Raw genomic sequence first — 26,216 nt, forward strand, 5'->3', positions numbered from 1 at the left:
TATGATGGGCGGGTATGGCGAAGGAGAAGGGCCTAACCCCTCAGAGCCAAGACTTCAGCGAGTGGTACCTCGAGGTCATCCAGAAAGCGGAGCTCGCCGACTACGGGCCGGTGAGGGGCACCATCGTGGTCCGCCCCTACGGCTACGCCATTTGGGAGAATATCCAACAGGTCCTGGACCGCATGTTCAAGGAGACGGGCCACCAAAACGCCTACTTCCCCCTCTTCATCCCCATGAGCTTCCTCAGGAAGGAGGCGGAGCACGTGGAGGGGTTTTCCCCCGAGCTTGCCGTGGTGACCCATGCCGGGGGGGAGGAGCTGGAGGAGCCTTTGGCGGTGCGGCCCACCTCGGAAACGGTCATCGGGTACATGTGGTCCAAGTGGATCAAGAGCTACCGGGACCTGCCCCAGCTCCTAAACCAGTGGGGGAACGTGGTGCGTTGGGAGCTTCGCACCAGGCCTTTCCTGCGCACCAGCGAGTTCTTGTGGCAGGAGGGCCACACCGCCCACGCCACCCGGGAGGAGGCGGAGGAGGAGGTGCGAAGGATGCTCGGCATCTACGCCAAGCTCGCCCGGGAGTACGCCGCCATCCCCGTGGTGGAAGGGAGGAAGACGGAGAAGGAAAAGTTCGCCGGGGCGGTCTACACCACCACCATTGAGGCCATGATGCGGGACGGGAAGGCCCTGCAGTCGGGCACGAGCCACTACCTGGGGGAGAACTTCGCCCGGGCCTTTGACATCAAGTTCCAGGACAAGGACCTCCAGGTGAAGTACGTGCACACCACCAGCTGGGGGCTTTCCTGGCGCTTCATCGGGGCCATCATCATGACCCACGGGGACGACCAGGGCCTCGTCCTTCCTCCCCGCCTGGCCCCCATCCAGGCGGTCATTGTTCCCATCTACCGGGAGGAGAGCCGGGAAAAGGTCCTGGAGGCGGCCCATGACCTCAGGCGCCGCCTCTTGAAGGCGGGGGTGCGGGTCCACCTGGACGACCGGGACCAGTACACCCCGGGGTACAAGTTCCACGAGTGGGAGCTCAAGGGGGTGCCTTACCGGGTGGAGCTCGGCCCCAAGGACCTCGAGGCGGGCGAGGCGGTGCTGGCAAGCCGCCTGGGAGGGAAGGAGAGGGTTTCCCTGGAGGCCTTGCCCGCCCTCTTGCCCCAAAAACTGGACGAGTTCCACGAGGCCCTCTACCAAAGGGCCCTGGCCTTCCGCGAGGCCCACACCCGCAGGGTGGACACCTACGAGGCCTTCAAGGAGGCGGTGCAGGAGGGGTTCGCCCTGGCCTTCCACTGCGGGGACAAGGCCTGCGAGCGGCTCATCCAGGAGGAAACCACCGCCACCACCCGCTGCGTGCCCTTTGAGGGGGAGCCGGAGGAGGGGGTCTGCGTGCGGTGCGGGAAGCCTGCGGCCTACGGCAAGCGGGTGGTCTTCGCCAAGGCCTACTGACGTGCGGGTCCTGGGGCGCAGGGTCTACTGGCGCTGGTACGGGGAGGTGCTCCTGGAAGGGGGCACCGTCCTCCGCATGTCGGGGGACGCCGCCAAGTGGCTTCGCCCGGGGGACCGGGTGCGCCTAAGCACGGAGTTCAAGAAGCCCCTCCTGGGCTTTGACGAGTACGCCCTGGAGGGGGCCTTCCCCATCTGGCCCCCCTTTAGCCGGGAACTCGTGCACGTGCGGGAAAGCCCCTTGGGCGGGGAGGCCTACCGCTACCGCCTTAGGGTGCGGGAGGCCACGTACGAGGGGGACTTTGAGGCCATCGCCGAGCTGGAGCAGTTCCACTACGCCTCGGAGAAGGAGGTGGTGGCCCTTTGGGTCTGCACCCGGTGCCAGAAAACCCTTCTGGCCAACACCAAGCCCGTTTGCGACTGCGGGGGAGAGGCGCGGCTTAAGGAGATTCGGGGCTCCACCCCGGCAAGCCGCTTTCTGGTGCTGGAACTCTTGGAGCGCCTCCCCTTTGAGCCCAAAATCCTCGGCTACCTGCGCCTAGACCCGCCCATCCCCCGCATGCACCGCAAGACCCCCGAAGGGGTGGAGCGGGACATCCGGGAAAGGATTTTTCCCAAGGACTGGTTCCACCCCACCTACGAGGGGGGAGGCGACTGGGAGGAGGCTTTAGACCGGGTCAATACCGCCGCCGCCCGCATCGCCCGGGTGGTGGTCCACCCCGACTACCGCTCGGAGGGCTTTGGGAAGCTTCTCGTGGAGATGGCCTTGGCGTGGGCCAAGGAGCGGGGTGCCCCCGAGGGGAGGCGGGAGAAGCACCTCGTCTACACCATCGCCCAGATGGCCCGCTACCACCCCTTCTTTGAAAAGGTGGGCTTCCGCTACCTCTTTGAAACCGCCTCGGGGCGGCCCGTGCTCTTCTATCCCCTAACCGAGGAGGCGAAGGCCTACTTGGAGTGCTTCCTCCGGGAGGACCCCTACGCCCGGGCCCACGGGGGGCGGCTCTTCCGGCCCCGGTTTGGGCGGGTGGCGGGGCTAAAGGGGCCCATAAGGCTCCAAGGGGTCCACAAGGCCTACCGGAGCCACTTAGACCTGGAGGGCCTCCCTCCGGAGGTGCAGGAGGCCTTGGCCGCCTTCGGGGTAAGGGCCCGGGTGGTGGAGCGGGCGGTGCTAAGGGGTGCGGATTTGGAAATCCCCCCGGGAAGCCTGGTGGTCCTGGCGGGGGCGAGCGGGGCGGGGAAGACCACCCTGCTCCGCCTCCTCCTGGGCGAGCCCCCGGACCTGGGCCGGGTGGTCCTTCCCCCGGGCAGGCGCGTGGCGTACATCCCGGGGGAGCGGGAGGTGGCGCTGGGGGAGGGGGCGGTCCTCGAGGCGGTCTACCGGAAGCTCGGGGACGTGGGGGCGGCCATTGAGGTCCTGAACCGCGTGGGGCTTTCCGACGCCGTGCTCTACCGGGCAAGGCCCAAGGAGCTTTCCACGGGGCAGAGGGAGCGCTTCCGCCTGGCCCTCCTCTTGGCTGAGAGGCCCGACCTTGTCCTCATAGACGAGTTCGCCGCCCACCTGGACGTGCCCACCGCCCGGCGGGTGGCCCTGGGCCTAGGGAAGTTGTGCCGGGAAGCGGGGATCACCTTGGTGGCCGCTACCCACCGCCCCGAGGTCATCGCTGCCTTGGACCCCGACCTTCTGGTCTTCGTGGGCTACGGGGGGCTCACCACGGTACCTCGGACAGGTCCACGAACATGACCCGGCCCTTGCGCCGGGGAACCCAGAGGGGCTTCTCGTAGCGGAAGGCGTTCTCCAAGACCCAGGCGTAGAGGGGGGCATCTTCGGCGTAGGCCCGGAGGAAGGCCTCCTCCGCTTGGTGCTTGGCGAAGTGGGGCAGGAGCTCTTCCACGCTGAAAGGGCCTTCCACCCCCACCAGGTCCGCCTGGCCAATGAGCCTCCCTCCCGTGACGATGCCCAAGGGACCTCGGTGGCGGGCGTAGCGCTTGCGGATCTCCCAGGTCTTCTTGCCGTCCACGATGAGGCTGGCGTAGGGCTCGCGCACGATGAGCCCGATTTTGGGCCTTTCCACGGCCCCATTGTAGAGTAGGGGGCGTGGGTTGTCCGAGGGAAGGCGAAAAGGAGAAGAAGGCTAGGGCCCTCGCCATCCTGAAGGCCCTCAAGGAGGCCTATCCCGGTGCCCGCACGGAGCTTCGGCATAATAGCCCCTTCCAACTCCTCGTGGCCACGGTCCTTTCCGCCCAGGCCACGGACAAAAGCGTGAACGAGGCCACCCCGGCCCTCTTCGCCCGCTTCCCCGACGCCCGGGCCCTGGCGGAGGCCACCCCGGAGGAGGTGGAGCCCTATATCAGGCGCATCGGGCTTTACAAGACCAAGGCCAAGAACCTGGTGGCCTTGGCGAAGCGGCTTGTGGCGGAGTATGGGGGCGAGGTGCCTAAGGACAAGGAGGCCCTCATGCGGCTTCCCGGGGTGGGCTGGAAGACGGCCACGGTGGTCCTGGGGGCGGCCTTCGGCATCCCCGGCATCGCCGTGGACACCCACGTGGCGCGGCTAAGCCGGAGGCTTTGCCTCACGGAAGCCAAGCGCCCGGAGAGGATCGGGGCTGACCTGGAAAGGCTTTTCCCCAGGGAGGACTGGGTTTTCGTCCACCACGCCTTGGTCCTCCACGGCCGCTACGTGTGCACGGCGAGGAAGCCCCGTTGCGGCGCCTGCGTCCTCGCCCCCTTTTGCCCAAGCCGGGAGGCTTAGGCCAAGGAGGTATTCGTTGAAGGGGCTTTCCCCCGCGTACCGCTTTGTGCTGGCGAGCTTTCTTTGGTCCTTCGGGGCCAACCTGGTTTACTTTTTCCTGAACTTTCACCTCGAGGCCCTGGGGTACACCCGGGCCCACATCGGCTACGCCCAGGCACTCCTCCTCCTCGTGGGGGTGGTGTCCGCCCTGCCCCTTGCCTACCTCATCCCCCGCCTGGGCTACCTGAAAAGCCTTTACTTGGCCTTCTTCCTGGCGGCGGGGAGCGGGGTGCTCCTCGGGCTTGGCCTTTTGGTCTTTCCCGCCCTCGGGGGGTACGGCCTGGCGGGGGCGCTCTTGCAGGGGGCGGCGGCCCCCCTCATGGCGCGGCTCGTGCCCCCGGAAAGGCGGGTGGCCCTTTTCAGCCTGCAGGCGGCCCTCACCACGGCGAGCGGCTTTTTCTCCACCCTGCTCGCCGGCCTCCTCTCCGAGTGGGTGGGGGCCAGGCACGTCCTCCTTTTCGCCCTGCCCTTCTTCCTCCTGGCCGTGCCCTTGGCGCTGGGCTTGCCGGAAGGGGAGGGGAAGGTCCCGCGGCTAAAGGGGCGGTTTGGGGTGTGGCTTCGCCTCCTCGTGCCCCAGGTGGTCATCGGCTTTGGGGCGGGGCTCGTCATCCCCTTTTTGAACCTTTACCTGAAGGAGAAGTTCGGGCTCACCTACGGGGCCACGGGCCTCGTCTTCGCCCTTTCCTCCTTGGCCACGGGCGGGGCCATGCTCCTCCAGCCCCTCTTGGTCCATAGGGTGGGGAAGCTTGGGGCCATCGTCTGGGTGCAGGCCCTCTCCCTTCCCTTCCTCGCCCTTTTGGCCTGGGCCCCTTGGCTTCCCGTGGTCACCTTGGCCCTTTTGGTGCGGGGGGCCCTGATGAACGCTGCCGGGCCCGTCTACGCCGCCTTGGTCATGGACTACTTACCCGAGGAGGAGCGCGCGGGCTTCTTCCTGGTGGAGTCGGCCCTTTGGAGCCTCCTCTTCGCCCTAGGAAGCGCCCTTTCCGGCAAGCTCCAGGCCGCCCTAGGGCTTGGTGCCTTCCACTACCTCTTTGGGGCCACCTTGGCCCTTTACGCCCTGGGCATCGCCCTCTGGCCCTGGGCCTTCCGGCAAAAGGCCCCGCCTGGAGGCGGGGCCTAGGGGAGGGTGCCGCCTAAGGTTGGGTGTAGGAGCCGCCTGCGCTTTCGGCTTCTAGCTCCAGGGCGGTGCCGCGGTCCACGAGGTCAAAGCCAAACCCTTGGGGAATGGGGTCGGCGGCCAGGAGGTGGCCAAGGGGTTGGTCCACACCCAGGGCTACCGCTTGCCAGTTGACCGGGTCTCCGCTTGCGGGCTTGAGGGCGCTAAGCCCAGCGATGCTTGTGGGGTCAGGCAGGGCGTAGTTGGTTCCTCCCAGGGCCCCCTGGCTCACGAAGTGCTGCCAGGAGGACCCGGTGGGCCAGCTCAGCACCAGGAGGTAGCCCCGGAGGTCTATTCCCCCGGAGAAGCCGCTTGCGGAGAGGGCCTGGAAGGTGGGAAGGTCTCCTGGGGCCGGTGTGGGCACGGTGGGGGTGAAGGTGAGGCTTGGCGCGCTGATGTTCACCGTGGAGGGTAGGTTCGGGGCGGGGATGCGCTTCAGAGCGGCGCTAGAACCGCTAAAGGTTAGAACCTGGTAGAGGTCGCTTGAAAGGGAGCTAGGTTTGGGGAAGGAGGAGCCTGTACCCAAGAAGATGTTCACCTCCCTGCCCAGAAGGTTGGCCTGGGCGGGGCTGGAGGTGGTGAAGGTTGCGCTCACCGGGCTCACGTTGATCGGGGGGATGCCCGTGGTGGTGGGGGTGATGTTGAAGAAGCCCCGTCCAAAGTAGTAGGTACCTCCCACTTCCCCGAAGATGGCCACTTCCCGGTTCTGGCCCACGGGGACACGGAAGGCGTTATCAATATCGTTGATTGAGCCGTCTGTTCCTTCGTCCGAAAGGGACGCCATTGTTGTGGCTGAGTAAGCTGTGGCGTACCCTCCGCTAAAATCCCGGCTGCTGGTGTTGTCGTCGGGTTGGTTTAGATTGGCCTCCGGGCCCGCGTACCCCCCGTAACAGCGCACTTTGAAAGAGGTGGCTTCCTGCAGGGTAAGCTCGTAGCTTACGGCCTGTACCTGCTGGGAGCTTAGCGTGCCAAAGGTAGGGCAACGGAAGACCACGGTGTAGCGGTCCTGCCCTGCGGGGACGGTGAAGGTGTAGATGCCGAGCCCGCTGGGATTTAGGGGTTGGAAGGGGCCGTTGCCCACCCGGTAGGCGGCGGCGGTGGCGTTGATGGGCTCGCTAAGCCCGTTCACCAGCTGGACCTGTACCTGGGTACCGCTGGGCCCTCCCCCATTGCAAGCGGCAAGGAGGGCGCTTCCAAGAGCCAGTGCCTGCCAAAGCCTTTGCACCTGGGATCACCTCCCGGCTTTTAGGAGAGCAAAGGGGGCGTGAACGGCGCCTGAGCGGAGGGTGAACGGGTTGGGTAGCATGGGGGCATGCCCCTTCTCCGCACCTTGGGAGGGCCCGAGCTTGAAGGGATGCGGTTTGGCCGGGAGAAGCCCCTGCTCCTCCTGGCCTACCTGGCGGTGGAGGGCCCTAAGCCCCGCCGCCACCTGGCGGAGCTCTTCTGGCCCCGGGCCCGGGATGCCCTCAACAGCCTGGCCGTGGCCTTGTTGCAGCTTCGCCCGCTTGGGGTGGTGGTGGGGGAGGAGGTGTTGGCCGCCCGGGTGGACCTAGACCTGCCCCTCGTCTTCCAGGCCCTTAAGGAGGGGAGGGTAGAGGAGGCCCTGCGTCTTTACCGCGGGGCTTTCCTGGAACGCCTTACCCTAAGGCTTCCGGAGGAACTGGAGGAGTGGGTGTGGCGCAAACGGGAAGCGGTGGCGCGAAAGGTGGCCCAGGGGGTCAAGCGCGCTGCCACGGGTTTAGCCGCCCTAGGCTTTTGGGAGGAAGCGGAGGCCCTTTGGGAGCGCCTCGCTTCCCTACCCGGGCTGCTTGAGCCCCCGCGCCTACCCCGCTTGGCGCGGTTCCTCTTGCCTGAGGAGGACCGGCGGGCCTTCTTCCGCCTACTCCTTGGTGGGGAGATACCTGGGGGGGAAACCCTGGTCCGGCTGCGGCTTCGGGGCCTTGTGGACGCCAGGGGCAGGCCTCTCCTGGAGCCCCCTTTAGGCCTCGAGGCCCGGGAAGAAGCCCTCGTGTTGGCGCGAAGGCGCCCGTTGAGGGAGGCGGCGTACCTGTACCGCCTGGCTTCGCCCTTGCTCCGAGGAGAGGACCTGGGGCGGGCGGTGGAGGCCTTTTTGGCGGAGGCCCAGGCCCTTCTCTCCCGCAATCCCAAAGACGTGTTGCGCCTTTTGGAGGGCGCCCCCGACCTTCCTCCCATCCGCCTTCAGCGCGCCCGGGCGTTGGAGCGGCTTGGGCGCTTCAGGGAAGCCCTGGAGCTCTTGAGGGGCCTTCCCGAAACCGAAGAGGTGCGCCTCTTGAGGGGCATCATCGCCTTCCGTCTGGGTCGGCGAGAAGAGGCCTGGCGGGTCCTGGAGGGTGCGAAGGAGGGCTCGGCGGAGGCTTGGAACCTAAGGGGGTATCTCCTCCTTGGGGAAGGCAGGTTCCAGGAGGCGGCGGAGGCCTTTGCCCGGGCGGCGGTGCGTTTCCTGGCCCAGGGGGAGGAGGAGCGCTATGCGGGGGCTTTGGGCAACCGCGCCCTGGCTCTGGCCGAGGGCCAGGTGGCGCGCGAGGTGGTAGAACGGGCCTTTCAGGAGGCGCTTTCGGGGGCCAAGGGGGCCTTGGCCCGCGCTAGACTCCTCCTCAACCTGGGGGTTTTCCGGGAGCGGCTGGGCGACGTTGCCGTTGCGGAAAGCCTCTACCGTGAGGCTTTGGAACTTGGGGAGGAGGGGGGAAGCCTCGAGGTGCTGGGCCGGGCCTCGAACAACCTGGGCGCCCTCTACCATCGCCAGGGGCGCAGGGAAGAGGCGGAGGATGCCTACCAAAGGGCCCTTCTCCTAGCCCGGGAGGCGGGGGAGGTGGTGCTCACGGCGGCGGTGCTGGCGAACTTGGCCGAGCTACGGGGGGAGGGGGCTTTCCTGGAGGAGGCGGTGGCCCTCCTGGCGGAAGCGGGGCACGAGGCCCTTGCCGAGCGGTACCGGGAGCGCATGGCCCGCCTTGGATAAAATTCCCCTATGGAGACCAAACCTGCCCCCGATGTGCCCTGGGGCTTGTTGGGGGGGTTGCTGCTGCTTTTGGGCGGGGCCTTTCTTTTCGCCCTAGGTCTTTTCCAGGAGAAGGTTGCCTCCTTGCCTCCGGGGGTCCTTTATCCCCGCAGGGCTATGGTGGGGGAGGAGGTGCGCCTGGGTATTGGGGAGCTTTCCCCAGAGAGGGTCCGCGTGACCGTGGATGGGGTGGAGGCCGCGGTGGTGGAGCGGCGGCCCGGGGAGGTGCGTTTCCGGGTTCCAGGGGTTCCCGGGGGAAAGCGGCGGGTCCGGGCGCAGGGGAGCCCCGCGGTGGAGGCGGAGCTGGTGGTCTTGGGCCAGGTGGTGCGGGAAGAGGCGCTCCTCTTCCTGCCGGAGGGGAAGCCAGTGAGCCTGCCCCCTGGCTTTCGGGTGTTGGAGGAGGGAAGCTTAGGACCGTGCGGCCTGCGGTTCTACCGGTTGGGTGTGGGGGGCCTTCCCTTGGGCCTTGCCCTAGAAACCCTCGAGGCCCAAGACCCCATGTACAAGGCGGATCCGGAAAGCCTCTGGTCGTTGGACCTGGAGGGGGTTGAACCTGTTGGGGCAGGCGGCTTTTGGGTGCGGGGCTTCCGAGGGGGAAGCGTGGCGGTGGCGGTGCTGGACACCGGGGTGGAGGCTCTTCCCGAAGGGCGGTTCCTCCCCGGGTACGACTTCGTGGAAGGGGATGCCCTCCCCCAGGACGCCTTTCCCGGTGGGCACGGCACGCAGGTGGCCTCCCTGGTCCTGCGGGTGGCCCCGGAGGCCCAAATCATGCCCGTGCGGGTGTGCGACAGCCAAGGGGTATGCCGGGCAAGCCGCGTGATCCAGGGGATCTGCTACGCCCTTGGGGGGCCTAGGCCCCTGGTCCTCAACCTGAGCCTAGGGGGAGACACGCCGGTGGAAGCCCTGGAAGGCCTGTTGCGCAGGGCCTTGGCGGAAGGGGTGGGGGTGGTGGCGGCGGGGGGCAACCAGGGGCCTCGGGGCCCCGCCCACTACCCCGCCGCCTTTGACCTCCCAGGGCTTTTGGCCGTGGGCGCCTTGGACGCCCGCTTCCAAGGGCCTGCGGCCTTCAGCACCTGGGGGCCATACCTGGACCTCCTTGCCCCGGGGGAAGGGTTGGCTTGCCGGGGGCCGGGGGGCAAGGAGGCGGTGTGCCGGGGAAGCTCCTTTGCCGCGCCTTGGGTAGCGGGAGCCTTGGCCCTCCTCATGGAGGAAAGGCCAGGCTTGCCTCCTAGAGCCTACGAGGAGCTTCTCAAATCCTGGGCCAAGCCCCTTCCCTATCCCGAGGAGGCGGTGGGGGCGGGGGCTTTGCGCCTACCTTAAACTTTGGGTTATGCGCGCGAACCTCAGCGTGGAGGAAGCCCTAGCCCTGGTGCTTTCGGAGGCCAAGGCGCCTTTGCCCGTGGAGGAGGTTCCCTTAAGGGAGGCCTACGGCCGGGTCCTGGCGGAGGACCTCGCCTCCCGGGTGGACCACCCGGACCAGGACGATACCGCCGTGGACGGCTACGCCTGCCGGGAGGAGGACACCCTTGGGGCTTCGCAGGCGAACCCCGTGCGCCTTCGGGTCATCGGGGAGTCCCCGGCGGGGCGGCCCTTCGGGGGCAGAGTGGGGAAGGGGGAGGCGGTGGCGGTGTACACGGGAGCCCCCATTCCCCAGGGGGCCAACGCCGTTGTTCGGGTGGAGGACACGCGGCGGGAAGGGGAGGACGTCCTCCTCTTCGCCCCGGCGAGCCCCAAGGACATCCGGCCCAAGGGGGATGACCTGAAGCGGGGAGAGGTCTACCTGAGGCGGGGGGATTTCCTCACGCCCGGGAGGCTGGGCCTGGCGGCGGCCATGGGCTACCCCCGCCTCAGGGTCTTCCGCCGGCCCCGGGTGGGGATCCTCTCCACGGGGGACGAGGTGGTGGAACCGGGGGAGCCCTTGCCCTTTGGTGGGGTGTACAACTCCAACGCCTATAGCCTCCTGGGGTTGGTCCTCGAGGCGGGGGGCGAGCCCGTCCTCCTGGGCAAGGTGGCGGACCGCCCCGAGGAGGTGCTGGCCCGCTTGGAGGCGGCGGGGCCTTTGGACCTCCTCCTCACCTCAGGCGGGGTTTCCATGGGGGAATACGATGTGGTGCGCAAGGTCTTGGAGGAAAGGGGGGAGGTGGTCTTCTGGAAGGTGAAGCAGCAACCCGGAGGGCCCTTGCTCCTTGCCCGGCTTGGGGGCCTGCCCGTCTTGGGCCTCCCGGGCAACCCCGTGTCCAGCATGGTCACCTTCTTCCTCTACGGGAGGCCCTTCCTCTTCCGCCTCCAGGAGCGCACCGACCCCCCTTACCGCTCCCTGAAGGCCAAGGCCCTCACCCCCTTCAAGGGGGCCAAGGGGAAGAAGGTCTTCCGGCGGGGGGTGCTCTCCTTTGAGGAGGAGCTCGTGGTGCGCACCACGGGCAACCAAAGCAGCGGGGTCCTCCGCTCCATGGCCTTCGGCAACGCCTTGGTGGTCCTCCCCCCGGACCAGGACGCCCGGGAGGGGGAGGTGGTGGAGGTCATCCCCTTGACATGCGTGCTCGTGCTTTAGTTCACTAAACTCAAAAGGTTTTACGGGCTTTACCCCTCCTTTTCGGGCGCGGGTGGGGCCCGGGAAGCGAGCGAGAATGGAGTTCAAAGACTTTCCCCTGAAGGAAGAGATCAAGGAAGCCTTGGCCCGGCGGGGCATTACCGCCCCTACCCCCATTCAGGCGGCCGCCCTCCCCTTGGCCCTGGAGGGCAAGGACCTCATCGGCCAGGCCCGCACGGGCACCGGCAAGACCCTGGCCTTCGCCCTGCCCATCGCCCAGGCCCTGGAGCCGAGCCCCGTGCGGGGAAGGAAGCCCAGGGCCCTCATCCTCACCCCCACCCGGGAGCTTGCCCTCCAAGTGGCGGGGGAGGTGGCGGCGGTGGCCCCCCACCTCAAGGTGGTGGCGGTCTACGGGGGCACCGGCTACGGCAAGCAGAAGGAGGAGCTGGCCCGGGGGGCGGACGTGGTGGTGGCCACCCCGGGGCGGGCCCTGGACTACCTAAGGCAAGGGGTCTTGGACCTTTCCGAGGTGAAGATCGCCGTCTTGGACGAGGCGGACGAGATGCTTTCCATGGGCTTTGAGGAAGAGGTGGAGGCCATCCTTTCCGCTACCCCTCCCGCGCGGCAGACCCTCCTCTTCTCCGCCACCCTGCCTTCCTGGGCCCGGAGGCTCGCCGAGCGCTACATGAAAGCCCCCGTGGTCATCAACGTGGTGCGGGAGGAGGGGGTTACCTACCAGGAGGAGGCCATCCTGGCCCCGGGGGACCGGCTGGCCCTGCTTTCCGACCTCCTTTACGTGAAGGCGCCCAAGCGGGCCATCGTCTTCACCCGCACCAAGGCGGAAACCGAGGAGGTGGCCACGGGGCTCCTGCGCCTGGGCCATCCGGCCCGGGCCATCCACGGGGACCTTTCCCAGACGGACCGGGAGCGGGTCATGCGGGCCTTCCGCGAGGGGGAGGTGCGGGTTCTGGTGGCCACGGACGTGGCCGCCCGGGGCCTGGACATCCCCGAGGTGGACCTGGTGGTCCACTACCGCCTGCCCGACAAGGTGGAAACCTACCAGCACCGTTCGGGACGCACGGGCCGGGCCGGGCGAGGGGGCGAGGTGGTGGTCCTTTACGGGGCCCGGGAGAAGCGGGAGCTCTCGGAGCTGGAGCGGGCGGTGGGCCGCACCTTCAAGCGGGTGAACCCCCCCACCCCCGAGGAGGTGCTGGAGGCCAAGTGGCACCACCTCCTGGCCCGCCTGGCCCGGGTGCCGGAGCGGGACTACAAGCCCTATCTGGACTTTGCCGGGAGGCTTTTCGCCGAGGGGCGGGTGGAGGTGGTGGCCGCCATCATGGCCCTCCTCTTGGGCGGGGCGCCCAAGGAGAAAAGCCTCCTCACGGGGGAGGAGGGCTGGCTCACCTTCAAGGCTACAGGGCCCCGGCTTACCCTGCCCCGGCTTGTGGCCCTCTTGAAGGAGCGGGGCCTCGAGGTGGGGAAGATCGCCCAAGGGGAGGAGGGTTTCTACGTGGACCTCCGTCCCCAGGACCTGCCCCGGCTGGCCGAGGTGCAGGGGATCAAGCTGGAAAGGGCCAAGCGGGTGGAGGCCTTGCCCGAGGCCGCACCCAGCCGGCGCCGGGCACGGGCGTAGGGCCCAGGGTGGCCTAGGGCGCTTTCAAAAATAAAGCGTTCGCCTATCCTCAGGGCATGGAGCTGGGCCTTTACACCTTTGGCGAGCGCACCTTTGACCCCGGGCTGGGCCGCCCTCCCACGGCGGAGGAAAGGCTAGAGCGCCTTTTGGAGGAGGCGGAGCTGGCCGACGAAGTGGGGCTTTCCCTCTTCGCCGTGGGGGAGCACCACCGGGAGGACTACGTGGTTTCGGCCCCGGCGGTGGTGCTGGCCGCCCTAGCGGCCCGCACGCGGCGCATAAGGCTTGCCAGCGCCGTGGTGGTCCTTTCCTCCGAGGACCCCATCCGGGTATTTGAGCAGTTTGCCACCTTGGACCTCCTCTCGGGGGGCAGGGCGGAGCTTTGGGTGGGGCGGGGTTCGTTTGTGGAGTCCTTCCCGCTTTTTGGGTACGACCTCCGGGACTACGAGGCCCTTTTTGAGGAGAAGCTTGCCCTTCTCCTGAAGCTCCGGGAAGAGGAAAGGGTCTTTTGGCCCGGGGGGCGCTTCACCAAGCCCATCCCCGGCCTTGGGGTGTACCCGAGACCCAAGCAGAACCCCCTGCCCCTTTGGGTGGCGGCGGGGGGGAGCCCCGAGTCGGCGGTGCGCGCCGGGAAGCTCGGGCTTCCCTTGGTCCTCGCCATCATCGCCGGAAGCCCCAAGCGCTTCCTGCCCTTCGTGGAGCTTTACCGGAAAACGGCCCTGGAACACGGCCACACCTCCAGGCTCGCCCTTGCGGCCCACGGCTTCTTGGCCGAGGACGACGCCGAGGCCTTCCGCCTTGCCGCTCCCGCCTTCCTGGAGGTGATGAACCGGATCGGGCGGGAGCGGGGCTGGCGGCCTGTGGACCTCAGCTACTTCGCCTGGTCCCGGGGCCTCGAGGGGGCCGACTTCATCGGCGACCCCCTTAGGGTGGCGGAGAAGGCCCTTTACTGGTACGAGCTCTTCCGCCCTGAAGGGCTCGTGCTCCAGCTCACCGTGGGCACCCTGCCCCACACTAAGGTGCTTCGGGCCATTGAGCTTTTGGGCGGAGAGGTCCTGCCCCGGGTGCGGAAAGCCCTCGCTACACCCCCTGCCGCAGGATAGGGAGGAGTTCGGGCCGCACCAGCTCGGGGGGTGGAGCCTTCCCTTCCCGCAGGAGGGCGCGCACCTTGGTCATGCTGATGGAAAGGCGCTTTTCCCGGTGCGCTTCGGGGCAGGTCCTTTCCGAGGCGATGCCGCCGCAGAGGGCGCAATGGAAGACGGCCCCCACCCGGAGGATCTCTATGCCCAAGGGGGGAAGCTCGTCAAAGATGCGGTGGGCGGCGTAGGGATCGTAGAAGTCCCCCACCCCGGCGTGGTCCCGGCCCACCAGGAAGTGGGTGGCCCCGAAGTTCTTGCGCACCAGGGCGTGGAAGACCGCTTCTTTGGGCCCGGCGTAGCGCATGGGGGTGGCGAGGCCGAAGAGGGCCACCCGGTTTTGGGGGAGAAACCCATGGATGAGGGCCTGGTAGGCCTGGAGGATCACCTCCGTGGGGAAGTCGTCCGCCTTCTTGGCCCCCAGGATGGGGTGGACGAGAACCCCGTCCGCCAGCTCCAGGCCGAGCCGGATCAGGTACTCGTGGGCCCGGTGGGGGGCGTTGCGGGTCTGGAAGGCCACCACCCGCCTCCACCCCCATTCCCGGAAGAGGGCCTTGGCCTCCTCGGGGGTTTTCTCCAGAGGGCTACGCGCCCTGAACTTTAGGACTTCCACCTTCCCCCCCAGGGCATAAGGGCCTTTGGCGTAGAGCCGGGCCACCCCGGGGTGGGCCTCGCTTTCCGTGCCGAAGACCTGCTTGGCCAGGCGCCTCAGGTCCAAGGCGTACACATCCTGCACGTGTAGGAGCGCCACCCGTTCCCCTCCGTGGACCAGGGCCACGGTGTCCCCTGGGCCCACCCGGGGTTTCTCGGGGGTCTGCAGGAGGATGGGAAGGGTCCAGACCTCCCCCGTGGGCAGGCGCATGGTTTCGGCCACGCTCAGGGCCTCCTCCCGGGTCAAGAAGCCTTGGAGGGGGGCGAAGGCCCCCGTGGCCAGGTTTTCCAGGTCCAGGCGCTCGTCCTCGCCAATCTCCAACGTGGGAAGCGTATCCACCATGGGCTACCTCCGTAGAAGCGCTTCGGCTTCTAAGCGGGCCTCCTCAAAGACCCGCACCGCTTCTCCCAGGATCCAGAGGGCGGGGGCTTCCACGGCCACCTTGCCTTGGGCTACCTCGCCCAGGCGGGCGGGGATGCGGCGCTCCTTAGGCGTGGTGGCCTGTTCCACGAAGAGGGTGGGCTCTTCTGGATTCCGGCCTAGACGTAGGAGTTCCTGGGCGATCCAGACCCGCCTTTTTACCCCCATGAGCACCACCAGGGTGGGAGCCTGGGCGAAGGGCCGGAGGTCGGGGTAGCCGCCCCCTTCCACCACGCCGGACACGGCGGCGAAGCCGTGGGCCAGGCCCCGGTGGGTGAGGGGCAGGCCCGTAGCGAGCAGGCTGCTCACCCCCGGTACCACCTCCACGGGGATCCCGTGCCGCAGAAGGAAAAGCGCTTCCTCCCCGCCCCGGCCGAAGACGAAGGGGTCCCCGCCCTTCAGGCGCACCACAAAGGGGTAGCGGCGGGCGTAGTGGAGGAGGAGGCGGTGGATGGCGGCCTGCTTCCCGCTTTCCCCCTCCTCCTTCCCCACGTAGACCTTCTTCCCCGGGGCGAGGTCCAGGATGCGCCCGTCCACCAGGCGGTCGTGAAGGACCACGGGGGCCTCCTGGAGGAGGCGGTGGGCCTTGAGGGTGAGGAGCTCGGGGTCCCCCGGGCCTGCCCCCACCAGGTAGACCTTACCCATGCGCCACCCCCCGGTAGATGAGTTGCCCCCCGATGAAGAGGAGCCAGAGGAGGAGGGCGAGCCGCAGGGGCTCCCGGGGTAAGCGGGTGGCGAAGAGGGCCCCCAGGGTGGCGCCCAGGATGCCCCCGGTGCCCAAGGCGAGGAGGAGGCCTGGGTCCACCTGGCCGAAGAGGAGGTGCACCCCGCCCCCCAGGAGGGAGAGGACCAGGCCGAAGAGGAGGTCCGTGCCCACCACCTGCTGGGGGGAAAGCCGGGTGGCGTAGAGGAGGAGGAGGGTGCCCAAGGCCCCGGCCCCGGCGGAGGAGAAGCCCACCTCGAGGCCAATCCCGAAGGCCGCGGGGGGAAGGAGCTTGGGCCTTTCCCTGCCCGCAGCGTGCTTCCGGAAGCTCCGCCAAAGCCCCAAGGCGGCGGAAGCCACCACGGTAAGCCCCACCAGGAGGAGGACGAGGTCCTTGGCCCCTTTGAGCCCGGTGAGGAGGAGGCTTCCCAGGAGCACCCCGGGTACCCCCCCGAGGAGGAGGAGCGCAAGCGCCCTAGGCGCCACCTGCCTCCGGGCGAGGTAAACCCCGCCTGCCGGGATCTTCACCAGGAAACCGAAAAGGAGGGCGGTGCCCACCGCCACCTCCGGGGGGAGGCCTAGGGCCAGGATGAGAAGCGGGGCGGTGATGGTCCCCGCGCCTACCCCCGTGACCCCGATGGCGAAGGCGATGAGAAAGCCCAGGAGAAAGGCCATGCTACCCCTCCTTCCCGTGCAGGTGGATGCCGCACTCCAGCTTGCCCTTGCCCGCCCAACGCCCCGAACGCGGATCGTTTGGATCCAGGGGCTTTGCGGTGCAGGGGGCGCAACCGATGGAGAGGTAGCCTTGGTCGTAGAGGGGAAGGTAGGGCAGGTCCTGCACCGCCAGGTAGGCGAAGACCTCCTTGAGCGTCCAGTCGTAGAGGGGGCTCACCTTCCTAAGCCGGTGGCCCGTAGGGAGCACCGCTTCTTCCAAAGGTTGGAGATTGGCCCGGGTGGGGGACTGCTCCCGCCTAAGCCCCGTGAACCAGGTGTCGTACCCTTCCAGGGCTTGGAAGAGCGGCTCCACCTTGCGGATCTGGCAGCAGCGGTGGGGGTCGCTCTCGTAAAGCCGCCCAAAGCGGGCTTCTTGTTCCTCTCGGGAGAGGGCGGGGGTCAGGTTTACGAGGCGAAAGCCGAGAAGCTTTTGCATCTCGTCCCGGTAGGCGTAGACCTCGGGGAAGTGGTAGCCGGTGTCCAGGAAGAGGACGGGGATGTCGGGCTTGGCTTCCAGGAGGAGGTGGAGCACCACCACGTCCTCCGCTTGGAAGCTGCAGGTGAAGCAAGGGTTTTGGCTATGGGCCAAAGCTTCTTGAACCAAGCTCTTGGCAGCCCTTACCTTGTCCATACTTCCTCCAGGGTTTCCTCTGCTTTGGCTTTGGCCTTGGCCAGGCCGTCCTTGGGGTCCAGGTCCAGTTCCTCCAGGGCCTGGTCCACGATGCGGTACCAAAGCCGCTTCCTTTCCTCAAAGCTCGGGATCTGGGCGATTTTAGGCCTTAGGGTGCGGAGAAAGGCCACAAGTTCCCCATAGGTTTCGGGGAAAAGCTGGGCAAGGCGCTCTTTAAGGCGCACCGCTAGGGCCGGGGCTGCGCCGGAGGTGGAAAGGGCCACGAGGAAATCTCCCCGGCGGAGGACGGCGGGGAGGATGGCGCTGGCGTGTTCTGGATCGTCCACCGCCACCAGGAAGATGCGCCTTTCCTCCGCTTCCCGGCGCACCCGGGGATGGATGGCCTTGTCCTTGGGGTGGCTTACGACCAGGAAGTAGCCCTCGAGGTCCCCCTCCCGGTAGCCCCGCCGGAGCCAGCGGATCCTCCCTTCCCTTTCCAAAGCGGCGAGGCCCCAGGCGTCCTCCTCGGCCAGGACCGTGACCCGGGCCCCGGCCTGGAGGAGGGCGTGGAGCTTGGCCTCGGTCTCGGGACCCCCGGCGATGAGAAGGACAGGGCGGTCCTTGAGGTCTAGCATCAGGGGGAAGTAGGTCATACCGCCTCCTGGAAAAGGGCTTTCTTGAAGCCCTGGAGCATGCTCCCTAAGCGCTCGGTTTCGTCCACGTAGAAGGGCTTTACCCCCCATTCCCTCAGGGCATCCCCCGTGACCCGGCCCACGGCCACCGCCTTCACCTGGGCGTTCAGGGCTTCCCGGAGCGCTTCGGGGTTCTCCGCGCCCTCAAAGAGGAACTCCACCTGGATGGCGGCCACGAAGGCCACGGCGTCCACGGCCCTTTCCCGGATGGCCTCCTCCAGGGCCCGGATGCCCTCAGGGTTAGGCAGGTGGCGGTAGGGCAGGAGGGGGAGGACCTGGTACCCCCTTTCCTCCAGGGCAGCCTCTAGGAGGGGTAAGGGTTTGCCGTAAAGCTGCAGCGCTGCCCTGCCTGGGCCTTGGGGGATTAGGGGGATGAGGCTTGGGCTCGTGCCGTCCCCCGTGGCGTGGGGGGGGAGGCCTTCCTCCCGCAGGATGCGGGCCGCCTTGGCGCCCCGGGCCAGGCGGTGGGCTTGGGCCAAGGGGTCTTTGAGGTCCAGGCCCAGGGCTTTGCCCGCTTCCAGGAGGTCCCGGACCCCAACCCCGGTGGTGGCGAGGAAAAGGTCCACCCCTCGGGAAAGCTCCCGGAGGCGGTCCTGGTACTCGGGTACGGGTACCTTCTCCGTGGTCTGGGCAGGGAGGAGCAGGGGGGTGAAGCCTAGCTTTTCCGCCAGGGCCTTGAACTCCTCCCTCCGCCTTAGGCCAGCGTAGGCGATGCGCATGGTGGCCTCCTATGCCGTCTACACGGCGCATTCCCCGCGCCCAAGCTGCACGCTGAAAGCTTCCCCTTCCGCCCCCAGGTCTTGGTAGAACTCTGGAGCCTCCTCGTAGGGAGGGATGTCTTGGAATTGCTCCAGTAGAGCCTTGAAGGAGGCTCCTCCCACCCGGTCCAGATAGGCTTGGAAGCTCTCCCCGTTTTGCCGTTCCTCCAGGTAGCGTCGGAGCACCGCTTCCACCGCCTCGGGGACCCGGCGGGCGGGAATGCGGCCCACCACCTGGCCGAAGCGGGCCTCCCCTTCCCGGGTCCGCCCGCCCAGGAGGAGGACGTAGTGGGGCACCTCCCGCTCCCCTACCTTGCGGCTAGAGCCGTAGAAGCCGATGTCGGCGATGTGGTGCTGGCCGCAGGAGTTGGGGCAGCCGGAGATCTTGACGCTTATGGCCTTCACCCCTGGGTCCTGGGCCAAGGGGAGAGCCTGGAGCTTCTCCCCCAGGGCCTGGGCCAGGCCCCGGGAGCGGGTGATGGCCAGGTTGCAGGTGTCGGCCCCGGGGCAACGGGTGATGTCCAGGAGGGTGTGGGCCTCGCCGTGGGCGAGCCCCGCTTCCAAAAGGGCCTCGTAGAGCCCGCCCAAGGCCTCCTCGGGCACAAAACGCAGGAGGAGGTTTTGGCTGATGGCGCTCCGGACCTCCCCGGCGTAGGTCTCGGCGATCTCCGCCAGGGCCCTTAGGCCTTCAGGGGTGATGTCCCCTAAGGGGAGGCGGACGGTGACGGTGTAAAAGCCCTCCTGCTTTTGCTTGAAAAGGTTGGTCCGCCGCCAGGCGTCAAAGCCGGGGGCGAAGGAGAAGGGTTTCCTGGGGGGAGAGGGCAGGCGGGGGGGTGGGGCGTCTTCGGGTGGGGCCCAGGCCTCGAGGTCGGCCCCGCTCGCCGTGAGCTTTACCAGGCGCCTTTCCTCCCGCACCGCCTCCCGGAAGGCGGCGATGCCCCACTTCTTCACCAGGAACTTGAGCCGGGCCTGGGTCAGGACCTTGCGGTTCCCGTAGCGGTCAAAGAGGCGGATGATGGCGAGCATGGTGGGGAGGAGGTCCTCCTCGGGGGTGAAGGCTTCCAGGAGTTCGGCGCTCATGGGAGCAGCGCCTAACCCCCCGCCCACGTAGATGCGGAAGCCCCGTTTGCCCCCCTCCACCGCCGCCACCACCCCGATGTCGTGGATGGGGGTGCGGGCGTGGTCCGTGGCGCACCCTTCAAAGGCCACTTTGAACTTCCGGGGCAGGTTCTGCCCCACGGGGTGGCGGAGGAAGTAGCGGTAGGCCCTTTCCGCATAAGGGGTGACGTCAAAGGGCTCCTCGGGGGAGACCCCAGCGTAGGGACAGCAGGTGATGGCCCGGATGGAGTGGCCGCAGGCCTCGCGGGTGGTGAGCCCCACGGCGTTCACCGCCCGGAGGACCTTGGGCACGTCCCGGCGGTGCACGTGGTGGAGCTGCACCGCCTGGCGGGTGGTCACGTGGGCCAGGCGGTTTTCCGTATAGCGTTCGGCCACCTCCGCCAGAACCCGGAGGCCTTCCGGGGTGATGCGGCCCACAGGGAGCTTGATGCGGATCATGTGGTGCTCCGGCCGCCCTCGGATCCCGTAGATCCCGTTCTTGAGCCGGTAGACCCGGAAGTCCTCGGGGTCTTCCTCCCCGGCCTCGAGGCGGGCGATCATCGCCTCCAGGTACCGGATTTCCGCTTCCACCACCTCGGAAAGCCCTGCCATCTTCGCCTCCTCGTCCCCTCCCGGAGGGAGGGTTGCCCGGCATGGTATACCATTGAGCCCATGAATGTCAAGGGTATAAGGCCCTTTGTGCCCCCCCTTCCATTCCCTGGGACTCCTCGTGGTAAAGTAACCCTTGCAGGCTAGGGGTGCCCCAATGGAGGGGCTGAGAGCTGGGTCCTTCCCAGCAACCCTTGGAACCTGATCCGGGTAATGCCGGCGGAGGGAAGCCTATGCGGAAGATCCCCAATCCCCAAAACCCAACACCCCTTGGGCCGCGTGGGCCTTTTCCGCTGGCCTAAGGGGGTGAAAGGTTGCTCGGCAGGCTCTACCTGGTGGTGACCCCACGGCCTTCCTGGACGTGGGAGGAGGTCCTTTCCCGCACCGAGCGGGCCCTGGCGGGCGGGGTGGAGGTTTTGCAGCTCAGGGCCAAGGACTGGGAGGCGAGGCCCATTCTGGAGCTAGGGGAAAAGATGCTGGCCTTGGCCCGGCGCTACGGGGTCCCCTTCTTCCTCAACGATCGCCCGGACCTTGCTGCCCTCCTGGGGGCGGATGGGGTGCACCTGGGCCAGGGGGACCTCACGCCCAGGGAGGCCAGGCGCTTCTTTCAGGGCCTGGTGGGCCGCTCCACCCACGCTCCCGAGCAGGCCCTAAAGGCCCTGGAGGAGGGGGCAGACTACCTGTCCGTGGGGCCGGTGTGGGAAACCCCTACCAAGCCCGGGCGTAAGGCGGCGGGGCTTGGCTACGTCCGCTTTGCCGCGGAGAACCTCGGAGAGAAGCCCTGGTTCGCCATCGGGGGCATTGACCTGAAGAACCTGCCGGAGGTCCTCGAGGCGGGGGCCCGGCGGGTGGTGGTGGTGCGCGCCATCCTGGATGCGGAGGACCCCGAGCGGGCGGCCCGGGCCTTCAGGGAGAGGCTTTATGGTGTGGCTTAACGGCGAGCCCAAGCCCTTGGAGGGGAAGACCCTAAAGGAGGTGTTGGAAGCCTTGGGGGTGGAGCCGGAACGGGTGGCCGTCCTCCTCAACGGGGAGGCTTACCCCGGCAAGGAGCTTCCGCCCCGTGTCCTCCAGGAGGGGGACGAGGTGGAGGTGGTGGCCCTGGTGCAAGGGGGGTAAAGGGGGTAAAGGAGGAGGGATGGACGCTTGGCAGGTGGGACCCATAACGCTCACGAGCCGCCTCATCCTGGGCTCGGGGAAGTTTCGCGACTTCGGGGTGATGCGGGAGGCCCTAAAGGCGGCGAGGGCGGAGGTGGTGACGGTTTCCGTGCGCCGGGTGGAGGTGGGGGCCCCGGGACACGTGGGGCTTTTGGAGGCTTTAGAGGGGGTGCGCCTCCTCCCCAACACCGCCGGGGCACGCACGGCGGAGGAGGCGGTGCGGCTGGCCCGGCTCGGCCGCCTCCTCACGGGGGAGAACTGGGTGAAGCTGGAGGTCATCCCCGACCCCGCCTACCTCCTCCCCGACCCCGTGGAGACGCTGAAGGCGGCGGAGATCCTCCTCCAGGAGGGCTTCTTTGTCCTGCCCTACATGGGGCCGGACCTGGTCCTGGCCAAAAAGCTCGCCGCTTTGGGCACGGCCACGGTGATGCCCTTGGCCGCGCCCATCGGCTCGGGATGGGGGGTAAAGACGCGGGCCCTTTTGGAGCTCTTCGCCCGGGAGCGCCCAAGCCTCCCGCCCGTGGTGGTGGATGCGGGGCTTGGGCTTCCCTCCCATGCGGCGGAGGTCATGGAACTGGGGCTGGACGCCGTTTTGGTGAACACCGCCATCGCCGAGGCCCAGGACCCGCCCGCCATGGCCGAGGCCTTCCGCCTGGCGGTGGAGGCGGGCAGGAAGGCCTACCGGGCGGGGCCCATGCGGCCTAGGGAGGGGGCGAGCCCCTCAAGCCCCACGGAAGGGGTGCCCTTGGGGAGGCCGGGGTGAGGGCCGAGGTGGCGGTGGTGGGGGCGGGCATCATCGGAACCCTCGCCGCCTATGAGCTTGCCAAGCGGGGCCTCGAGGTCCTCCTCCTGGATGCGGAGAAGCCCGGGGCCGCCACCCTGGCGAGCGCCGGGATGCTCGCCCCTTACCCCGAGGGCCTTTCGGGGGAGCTCTTGGAGGCGGGGCTTTTCGCCCTGGAGTATTACCGGGACCTCTTGGCGGAGCTTGGGGAGAAGGGCTTTGCCGTAGAAGCGGGCTTTTCCGGCACCTACGTGGCCGCCTTGAGCCCAGGGGAGAAGGAGGCCTGGGAGGCAGAAGGCCCCCCGCCCTACCCGGTGCGGGGAGCTTTGGGGGCCAGGGCTTTCCCCGGGGGGTATGTCCACCCACGGGCCCTTAGGGAGGCCCTTTTGGCCTCGCTTCGGGGCATGGGGGTGCCCTACCTGAAGGCCGAGGCCCAGGGGGTGCGGGAGGGGCGGGTGGTCCTTCCCGAAGGGGAGGTGCGGGCCCGGCGCATCCTCCTCGCCGTGGGGGCCTGGGGGGAGCGGTTTGGCCTCGGGGTGCGCCCCCTCAGGGGGGAGGCCCTCCTCCTCCAGGGACCTCCTCCCCCCGGCCCGCTCTTCGCCGGGGAAGGGTACCTCCTGCCCCGGGAGGGTGGGGTCTACGTGGGGGCCACGGGCCGGGAGGGGTGGGGGGCAGGGGTGGACCTCTTCGGGCTTCGGTGGCTTGCGGACTACGCCCACGAGCGCTTTCCCCTCCTGGAGGGGGCCCGCTTCCGGGAGGCGGTTTGGGGGTATAGGCCCATGGGGGAGGTCTTCGTGGGGGAGGTGGGGGAGGGGGTCTACGCGGCCACGGGGCATGGCCGCAACGGGGTCCTCCTCGCCCCTTGGACGGCGAGGCGGCTTTTGAAGCTCATGGAGGTGGAAGGATGACGCAGTTGGAGGCGGCAAGGAAAGGGATCGTCACCGAGGAGATGGCTTACGTGGCGGAGCAGGAGGGGGTTTCCCCCGAGTTCGTGCGGGAAGGGGTGGCGGCGGGAAGGATCGTGATTCCGAGGAACCCCAACCACCGCACCCTGAGGGACTTCAAGGGGATCGGGGAGGGGCTTTCCGTGAAGGTGAACGCCAACCTGGGCACCTCCTACGATTACGTGGACGTGGAGGAGGAGGTGGAGAAGGCCCGGGTGGCCATCCGTTACGGGGCGGACACCGTCATGGATCTCTCCACCGGGGGGGACTTGAAGGAGATAAGGCGGCGCATCCTCGAGGTGGCCACCGTTCCCCTGGGCACCGTGCCCATCTACGAGGCGGAGTTCCGGGCCGCCAAGCGCAAGAACTTCTTTGACATGTCCCCCGATGAGCTCTTTGAGGTCATTGAGGAGCACGGGAAGGAGGGGGTGGACTACATCACGGTGCACGTGGGCGTCACCCTAAAGAACCTAGAGGTCTACCGGCATGCCCCCCGCACCACGGGCATCGTAAGCCGGGGCGGGGGGCTCATGGCCGCCTGGATGCTCCACCGCGGGGAGGAGAACCCCCTTTACGCCCGCTTTGACGACCTCTTGGACATCGCCCGCACCTACGATATGACCCTCTCCCTGGGGGATGGGCTTAGGCCGGGCTCCCTGGCGGACAGCACCGACCGGGCCCAGATCGCCGAGCTCCTCACCATCGGCGAGCTGGTGGAAAGGGCCAGGCGGGCTGGGGTCCAGGCCATGGTGGAAGGGCCAGGCCACATCCCCCTGAACGAGGTGGCCACCAACGTCCAGATCCAGAAGAAGCTCACGGGGCATGCCCCCTTTTACATCCTTGGCATGCTCCCCGTGGACACCGCCGCCGGCTTTGACCACATCGCCGGGGCCATCGGCGGGGCCTTGGCGGGCTGGATGGGGGCGGACATGCTCTGCTACCTGACCCCGGCGGAGCACCTGGGCCTGCCCACGGCGGAGCACGTGAAGGAAGGGGTGATCGCCTTCAAGATCGCCGCCCACGCCGCCGACGTGGCCCGGGGGAACCCGAGGGCGCTGGAGCGGAACCGGCGGATGTCCGAGGCCCGCTACCGCCTGGACTGGGAGGCCCAGTTCGCCCTCGCCCTCTTTCCCGAGGAGGCCAGGCGGCTTAAGGAGGAGCGGGGAAGCCGCACCAAGGCCTGCAGCATGTGCGGCCCCTTCTGCCCCATGAACCTGGTGGAGGCGGTGCTGCGGGGTCGGGAGCGCCTCGAGCTTCCGGTAGCCTAAGGGCATGGACGTGCTTTCCCGTTTGGAGCGCCTGCCCCTGGGCAGGCCCCATTACCGTTTGCTCTTCCTCCTGGGCCTGGGCTGGGCCTTGGATGCCATGGACGTGGGCCTCATCAGCTTCACCCTGCCCGCCCTTTCCCGGGAGTTTGGCCTTAGCCCTGTCCAGGCGGGCCTTTTGGGGAGCGCTGGGCTTTTGGGCATGCTCCTGGGGGCCGCCCTGGGCGGACGGCTTGCCGACCGTTTGGGGCGTAAGGCGGTGGTGGGGTATAGCCTTTTTCTGGCGGGTCTCGGGAGCCTCTTCACCGCCTGGGCTCCGGGTCTTGGGTGGATCTACCTCTTCCGCTTCCTCACGGGGGTCGGCCTGGGGGCGGAGCTTCCCGTGGCGGCAAGCCTCATGGGGGAGTTTAGCCCCCGGGTCCACCGGGGGCGGATGGTGGTTCTCTTGGAGGCCTTTTGGGCGGTGGGGTGGCTTCTTGCTGCCTTGGTGGGGTACCTTTTGGTGCCGGACCTGGGTTGGCGGGCGGCCTTTTTGGTGGGGGCCCTCCCTGCCCTCTACGCCGCCTACCTGCGGCTTTCCTTGCCCGAGTCCCCCCGCTGGCTTGTGGCCCAGGGGCGTTTGAAGGAGGCGGAGGCCCTGGTGACCGCTTGGGAGAGGGCCTTTCCCCACCCCTTGCCTCTGCCGTCCCCTGTCCCCGCCCCGAAGGCTTACCCTTACGCCGCCCTCTTCCGCCCGCCCCTTCTCCGCCGCACCCTTTTCCTCTCGCTGGCTTGGTTCGCCTTAAACGCTGGCTACTACGGGGCCTTCATATGGCTTCCCTCCCTGCTCGTGGCCCAGGGGTATACCCTGGTGCGCTCCTTGGAGTATGTGCTCCTCATGACCCTGGCCCAGGTGCCGGGCTACTTGACGGCCGCCTTCCTGGTAGAGCGTCTGGGGCGGAGGCCCGTTTTGGTGGGCTTCTTGGCCCTGTCGGCCCTCTCCGCCTACCTCTTGGCCCAGGCCTCCTCTCCCGGAGAGCTCCTTCTTTTTGGAAGCCTTCTCTCTTTCTTCAACCTGGGGGCTTGGGGGGCCATCTACGCCTATACCCCTGAGCTTTCCCCCACAACGTTGCGGGGAAGCGGAGCGGGGCTAGCCGCTGCCGTAGGCCGGGTGGGGGGTATCCTGGCGCCCTACGCCACCGGGGCCCTCCTCCCCGCTTGGGGGCCGGGCGGGGTGCTTGCCCTTCACGGGGGGCTCCTCCTTCTGGCGGGACTTTTTGCCTTGGGGGTGGGGGTAGAGACCCGGGGAAGGCCCTTGGAGGAAACATGAGGGTGGCCCTTAGCATCGCCGGCTCGGACTCTGGGGGCGGGGCGGGGGTGCAGGCGGACCTCAAGGTCTTCTTCCGCTTCGGGGTCTACGGGACGAGCGCCCTCACCTTGGTCACGGCCCAGAACACCCTGGGGGTGCAGGCCGTCTACCCCCTGCCGCCCGGCCTGGTCTACGCCCAGATCCAAAGCGTGGCCCAGGACCTGCCCATCCATGCCGCTAAAACCGGGGCCTTGGGGAATGCCGAGATCGTCCAGGCAGTGGCGGAGGGGGTGCGGCGCTTCGGCATCGCTCCCTTGGTGGTGGACCCGGTGATGGTGGCCAAGGGCGGGGACTCTCTCCTCGCCCCCGAGGCGGTGGAGGCCCTGAAGGTAGCGCTTTTTCCCTTAGCCCTCCTCATCACCCCAAACCGCCTCGAGGCCGAAGCCCTCTTGGGAAGCCCCATCCGGACCCTAAAGGAAGCGGAGGAGGCTGCTAGAGCCCTTTTGGCCCTAGGGCCCAAGGCGGTCCTCCTCAAAGGGGGGCATCTGGAGGGGGAGGAGGCGGTGGACCTCCTCGCCACCCGGGAGGGGGTGCGGGCCTACCGGGCCCCGAGGGTGAACACCCGGAACACCCACGGCACGGGCTGTACCCTTTCCGCCGCCATTGCTGCCCTTCTGGCCTTGGGCAAGCCCCTCGAGGAGGCGGTGGCGGAGGCCAAGGCCTACCTCACCCGCGCCTTAAAAACGGCCCCTCCCGTGGGCCACGGGCATGGGCCCCTCAACCACTGGGCCTAAAAAACTCCCCCCTCCTGGGAGGGGGGAGGCCT

Annotated in this window: 25 protein-coding genes and 1 riboswitch; of the genes, 16 read left to right on the forward strand and 9 right to left on the reverse strand. The window is 68.1% G+C overall.

The window, feature by feature from the left end:
- The first annotated feature begins 14 nt into the window (after nt 1–14).
- A complete protein-coding gene (gene proS, locus LXN00_RS00215) occupies nt 15–1,448 on the forward strand; it encodes a proline--tRNA ligase (protein ID WP_234503016.1) in 1,434 nt (477 codons plus the stop codon).
- 1 nt (nt 1,449) lies between these two features.
- Nucleotides 1,450–3,186, forward strand: a complete 1,737-nt coding sequence (locus LXN00_RS00220; protein WP_234503019.1) for a GNAT family N-acetyltransferase — start codon at nt 1,450–1,452, stop codon at nt 3,184–3,186.
- Here the strand turns inward: LXN00_RS00220 and LXN00_RS00225 are convergent.
- The gene (locus tag LXN00_RS00225; protein ID WP_234503022.1) at nt 3,152–3,517 is read right to left on the reverse strand and encodes an ASCH domain-containing protein; all 366 of its coding nucleotides are present in this window, start codon (nt 3,515–3,517) and stop codon (nt 3,152–3,154) included. The genes LXN00_RS00220 and LXN00_RS00225 overlap by 35 nt on opposite strands.
- Before the next feature lie 23 nt (nt 3,518–3,540).
- Here LXN00_RS00225 and nth point away from each other — a divergent pair, with 23 nt between their 5' ends.
- Nucleotides 3,541–4,194: an endonuclease III gene (gene nth, locus LXN00_RS00230; RefSeq protein WP_234503024.1), complete on the forward strand. Its 654-nt coding sequence runs from the start codon at nt 3,541–3,543 to the stop codon at nt 4,192–4,194.
- A gap of 16 nt (nt 4,195–4,210) precedes the next feature.
- The gene (locus LXN00_RS00235; RefSeq protein ID WP_234503027.1) at nt 4,211–5,353 is read left to right on the forward strand and encodes an MFS transporter; all 1,143 of its coding nucleotides are present in this window, start codon (nt 4,211–4,213) and stop codon (nt 5,351–5,353) included.
- 13 nt (nt 5,354–5,366) lie between these two features.
- Here the strand turns inward: LXN00_RS00235 and LXN00_RS00240 are convergent, their stop codons facing one another.
- On the reverse strand, nt 5,367–6,518 hold the full coding sequence (locus tag LXN00_RS00240; RefSeq protein WP_234503030.1) for a hypothetical protein: 1,152 nt from the start codon (nt 6,516–6,518) through the stop codon (nt 5,367–5,369).
- A gap of 183 nt (nt 6,519–6,701) precedes the next feature.
- Here LXN00_RS00240 and LXN00_RS00245 point away from each other — a divergent pair, with 183 nt between their 5' ends.
- The 5 genes from LXN00_RS00245 (at nt 6,702) to LXN00_RS00265 (ending at nt 13,668) form a co-directional block, all read left to right on the forward strand.
- Entirely contained in the window at nt 6,702–8,366 is a 1,665-nt protein-coding gene (locus LXN00_RS00245; protein WP_234503032.1) for a tetratricopeptide repeat protein, read from the forward strand.
- Between the two features lie 9 nt (nt 8,367–8,375).
- The gene (locus LXN00_RS00250) at nt 8,376–9,725 is read left to right on the forward strand and encodes a S8 family peptidase (protein ID WP_234503035.1); all 1,350 of its coding nucleotides are present in this window, start codon (nt 8,376–8,378) and stop codon (nt 9,723–9,725) included.
- Between the two features lie 10 nt (nt 9,726–9,735).
- Nucleotides 9,736–10,956: a gephyrin-like molybdotransferase Glp gene (glp, locus tag LXN00_RS00255; RefSeq protein WP_234503038.1), complete on the forward strand. Its 1,221-nt coding sequence runs from the start codon at nt 9,736–9,738 to the stop codon at nt 10,954–10,956.
- A 76-nt stretch (nt 10,957–11,032) separates the two neighbouring features.
- The gene (locus LXN00_RS00260) at nt 11,033–12,568 is read left to right on the forward strand and encodes a DEAD/DEAH box helicase (protein ID WP_234503041.1); all 1,536 of its coding nucleotides are present in this window, start codon (nt 11,033–11,035) and stop codon (nt 12,566–12,568) included.
- A gap of 56 nt (nt 12,569–12,624) precedes the next feature.
- Complete coding sequence (locus tag LXN00_RS00265) at nt 12,625–13,668, forward strand: LLM class flavin-dependent oxidoreductase (RefSeq protein WP_234503045.1); 1,044 nt, start codon at nt 12,625–12,627, stop codon at nt 13,666–13,668.
- Here LXN00_RS00265 and LXN00_RS00270 read toward each other — a convergent pair.
- The 7 genes from LXN00_RS00270 to LXN00_RS00300 are packed head-to-tail and all read right to left on the reverse strand — an operon-like array spanning nt 13,646 to nt 19,960.
- The gene (locus LXN00_RS00270) at nt 13,646–14,695 is read right to left on the reverse strand and encodes a sulfate adenylyltransferase (RefSeq protein WP_234503048.1); all 1,050 of its coding nucleotides are present in this window, start codon (nt 14,693–14,695) and stop codon (nt 13,646–13,648) included. The two genes, LXN00_RS00265 and LXN00_RS00270, sit on opposite strands and share 23 nt — an antisense overlap.
- A 3-nt stretch (nt 14,696–14,698) precedes the next feature.
- Nucleotides 14,699–15,418, reverse strand: coding sequence for a uroporphyrinogen-III C-methyltransferase (cobA, locus tag LXN00_RS00275; RefSeq protein WP_234503051.1), 720 nt, complete (start codon nt 15,416–15,418; stop codon nt 14,699–14,701).
- Nucleotides 15,411–16,151 (reverse strand): sulfite exporter TauE/SafE family protein, encoded by a 741-nt coding sequence (locus tag LXN00_RS00280; RefSeq protein WP_234503053.1) that lies wholly within the window; start codon nt 16,149–16,151, stop codon nt 15,411–15,413. Before LXN00_RS00280 ends, cobA begins: the two co-directional genes overlap by 8 nt.
- A 1-nt stretch (nt 16,152) precedes the next feature.
- A complete protein-coding gene (locus tag LXN00_RS00285; protein WP_234503056.1) occupies nt 16,153–16,821 on the reverse strand; it encodes a phosphoadenylyl-sulfate reductase in 669 nt (222 codons plus the stop codon).
- Entirely contained in the window at nt 16,809–17,453 is a 645-nt protein-coding gene (locus LXN00_RS00290; protein WP_234503058.1) for a precorrin-2 dehydrogenase/sirohydrochlorin ferrochelatase family protein, read from the reverse strand. The genes LXN00_RS00285 and LXN00_RS00290 overlap by 13 nt, the downstream gene beginning before the upstream one ends.
- Nucleotides 17,450–18,211, reverse strand: coding sequence for a uroporphyrinogen-III synthase (locus LXN00_RS00295; RefSeq protein WP_234503062.1), 762 nt, complete (start codon nt 18,209–18,211; stop codon nt 17,450–17,452). The genes LXN00_RS00290 and LXN00_RS00295 overlap by 4 nt, the downstream gene beginning before the upstream one ends.
- Nucleotides 18,212–18,229: 18 nt before the next feature.
- Nucleotides 18,230–19,960, reverse strand: a complete 1,731-nt coding sequence (locus LXN00_RS00300) for a nitrite/sulfite reductase (protein ID WP_234503066.1) — start codon at nt 19,958–19,960, stop codon at nt 18,230–18,232.
- A 132-nt stretch (nt 19,961–20,092) separates the two neighbouring features.
- A riboswitch (TPP riboswitch) is annotated at nt 20,093–20,202 on the forward strand.
- Nucleotides 20,203–20,271: 69 nt separating this feature from the next.
- Between LXN00_RS00300 and thiE the strand changes: the two genes are divergently transcribed.
- From thiE to thiD, 7 genes are read left to right on the forward strand one after another with little or no spacing between them, the layout of a single operon-like run.
- Complete coding sequence (thiE, locus tag LXN00_RS00305; RefSeq protein ID WP_234503069.1) at nt 20,272–20,892, forward strand: thiamine phosphate synthase; 621 nt, start codon at nt 20,272–20,274, stop codon at nt 20,890–20,892.
- On the forward strand, nt 20,879–21,073 hold the full coding sequence (gene thiS, locus LXN00_RS00310) for a sulfur carrier protein ThiS (protein WP_234503072.1): 195 nt from the start codon (nt 20,879–20,881) through the stop codon (nt 21,071–21,073). Before thiE ends, thiS begins: the two co-directional genes overlap by 14 nt.
- 19 nt (nt 21,074–21,092) lie before the next feature.
- Nucleotides 21,093–21,875, forward strand: a complete 783-nt coding sequence (locus tag LXN00_RS00315; RefSeq protein WP_234503075.1) for a thiazole synthase — start codon at nt 21,093–21,095, stop codon at nt 21,873–21,875.
- On the forward strand, nt 21,872–22,801 hold the full coding sequence (locus LXN00_RS00320; RefSeq protein ID WP_234503078.1) for an NAD(P)/FAD-dependent oxidoreductase: 930 nt from the start codon (nt 21,872–21,874) through the stop codon (nt 22,799–22,801). The genes LXN00_RS00315 and LXN00_RS00320 overlap by 4 nt, the downstream gene beginning before the upstream one ends.
- Complete coding sequence (thiC, locus tag LXN00_RS00325) at nt 22,798–24,105, forward strand: phosphomethylpyrimidine synthase ThiC (protein WP_234503081.1); 1,308 nt, start codon at nt 22,798–22,800, stop codon at nt 24,103–24,105. The genes LXN00_RS00320 and thiC overlap by 4 nt, the downstream gene beginning before the upstream one ends.
- 4 nt (nt 24,106–24,109) lie before the next feature.
- Nucleotides 24,110–25,411 carry an MFS transporter gene (locus tag LXN00_RS00330; protein ID WP_234503083.1) on the forward strand — a complete coding sequence of 434 codons (1,302 nt, stop codon included), beginning with the start codon at nt 24,110–24,112 and terminating at the stop codon, nt 25,409–25,411.
- Nucleotides 25,408–26,184: a bifunctional hydroxymethylpyrimidine kinase/phosphomethylpyrimidine kinase gene (thiD, locus tag LXN00_RS00335; protein WP_234503086.1), complete on the forward strand. Its 777-nt coding sequence runs from the start codon at nt 25,408–25,410 to the stop codon at nt 26,182–26,184. Before LXN00_RS00330 ends, thiD begins: the two co-directional genes overlap by 4 nt.
- The last annotated feature ends 32 nt before the right edge of the window (nt 26,185–26,216 follow it).

The sequence above is a fragment of the Thermus brockianus genome (assembly GCF_021462505.1).
In the GTDB taxonomy this organism is placed as follows: Bacteria; Deinococcota; Deinococci; order Deinococcales; family Thermaceae; genus Thermus; species Thermus hydrothermalis.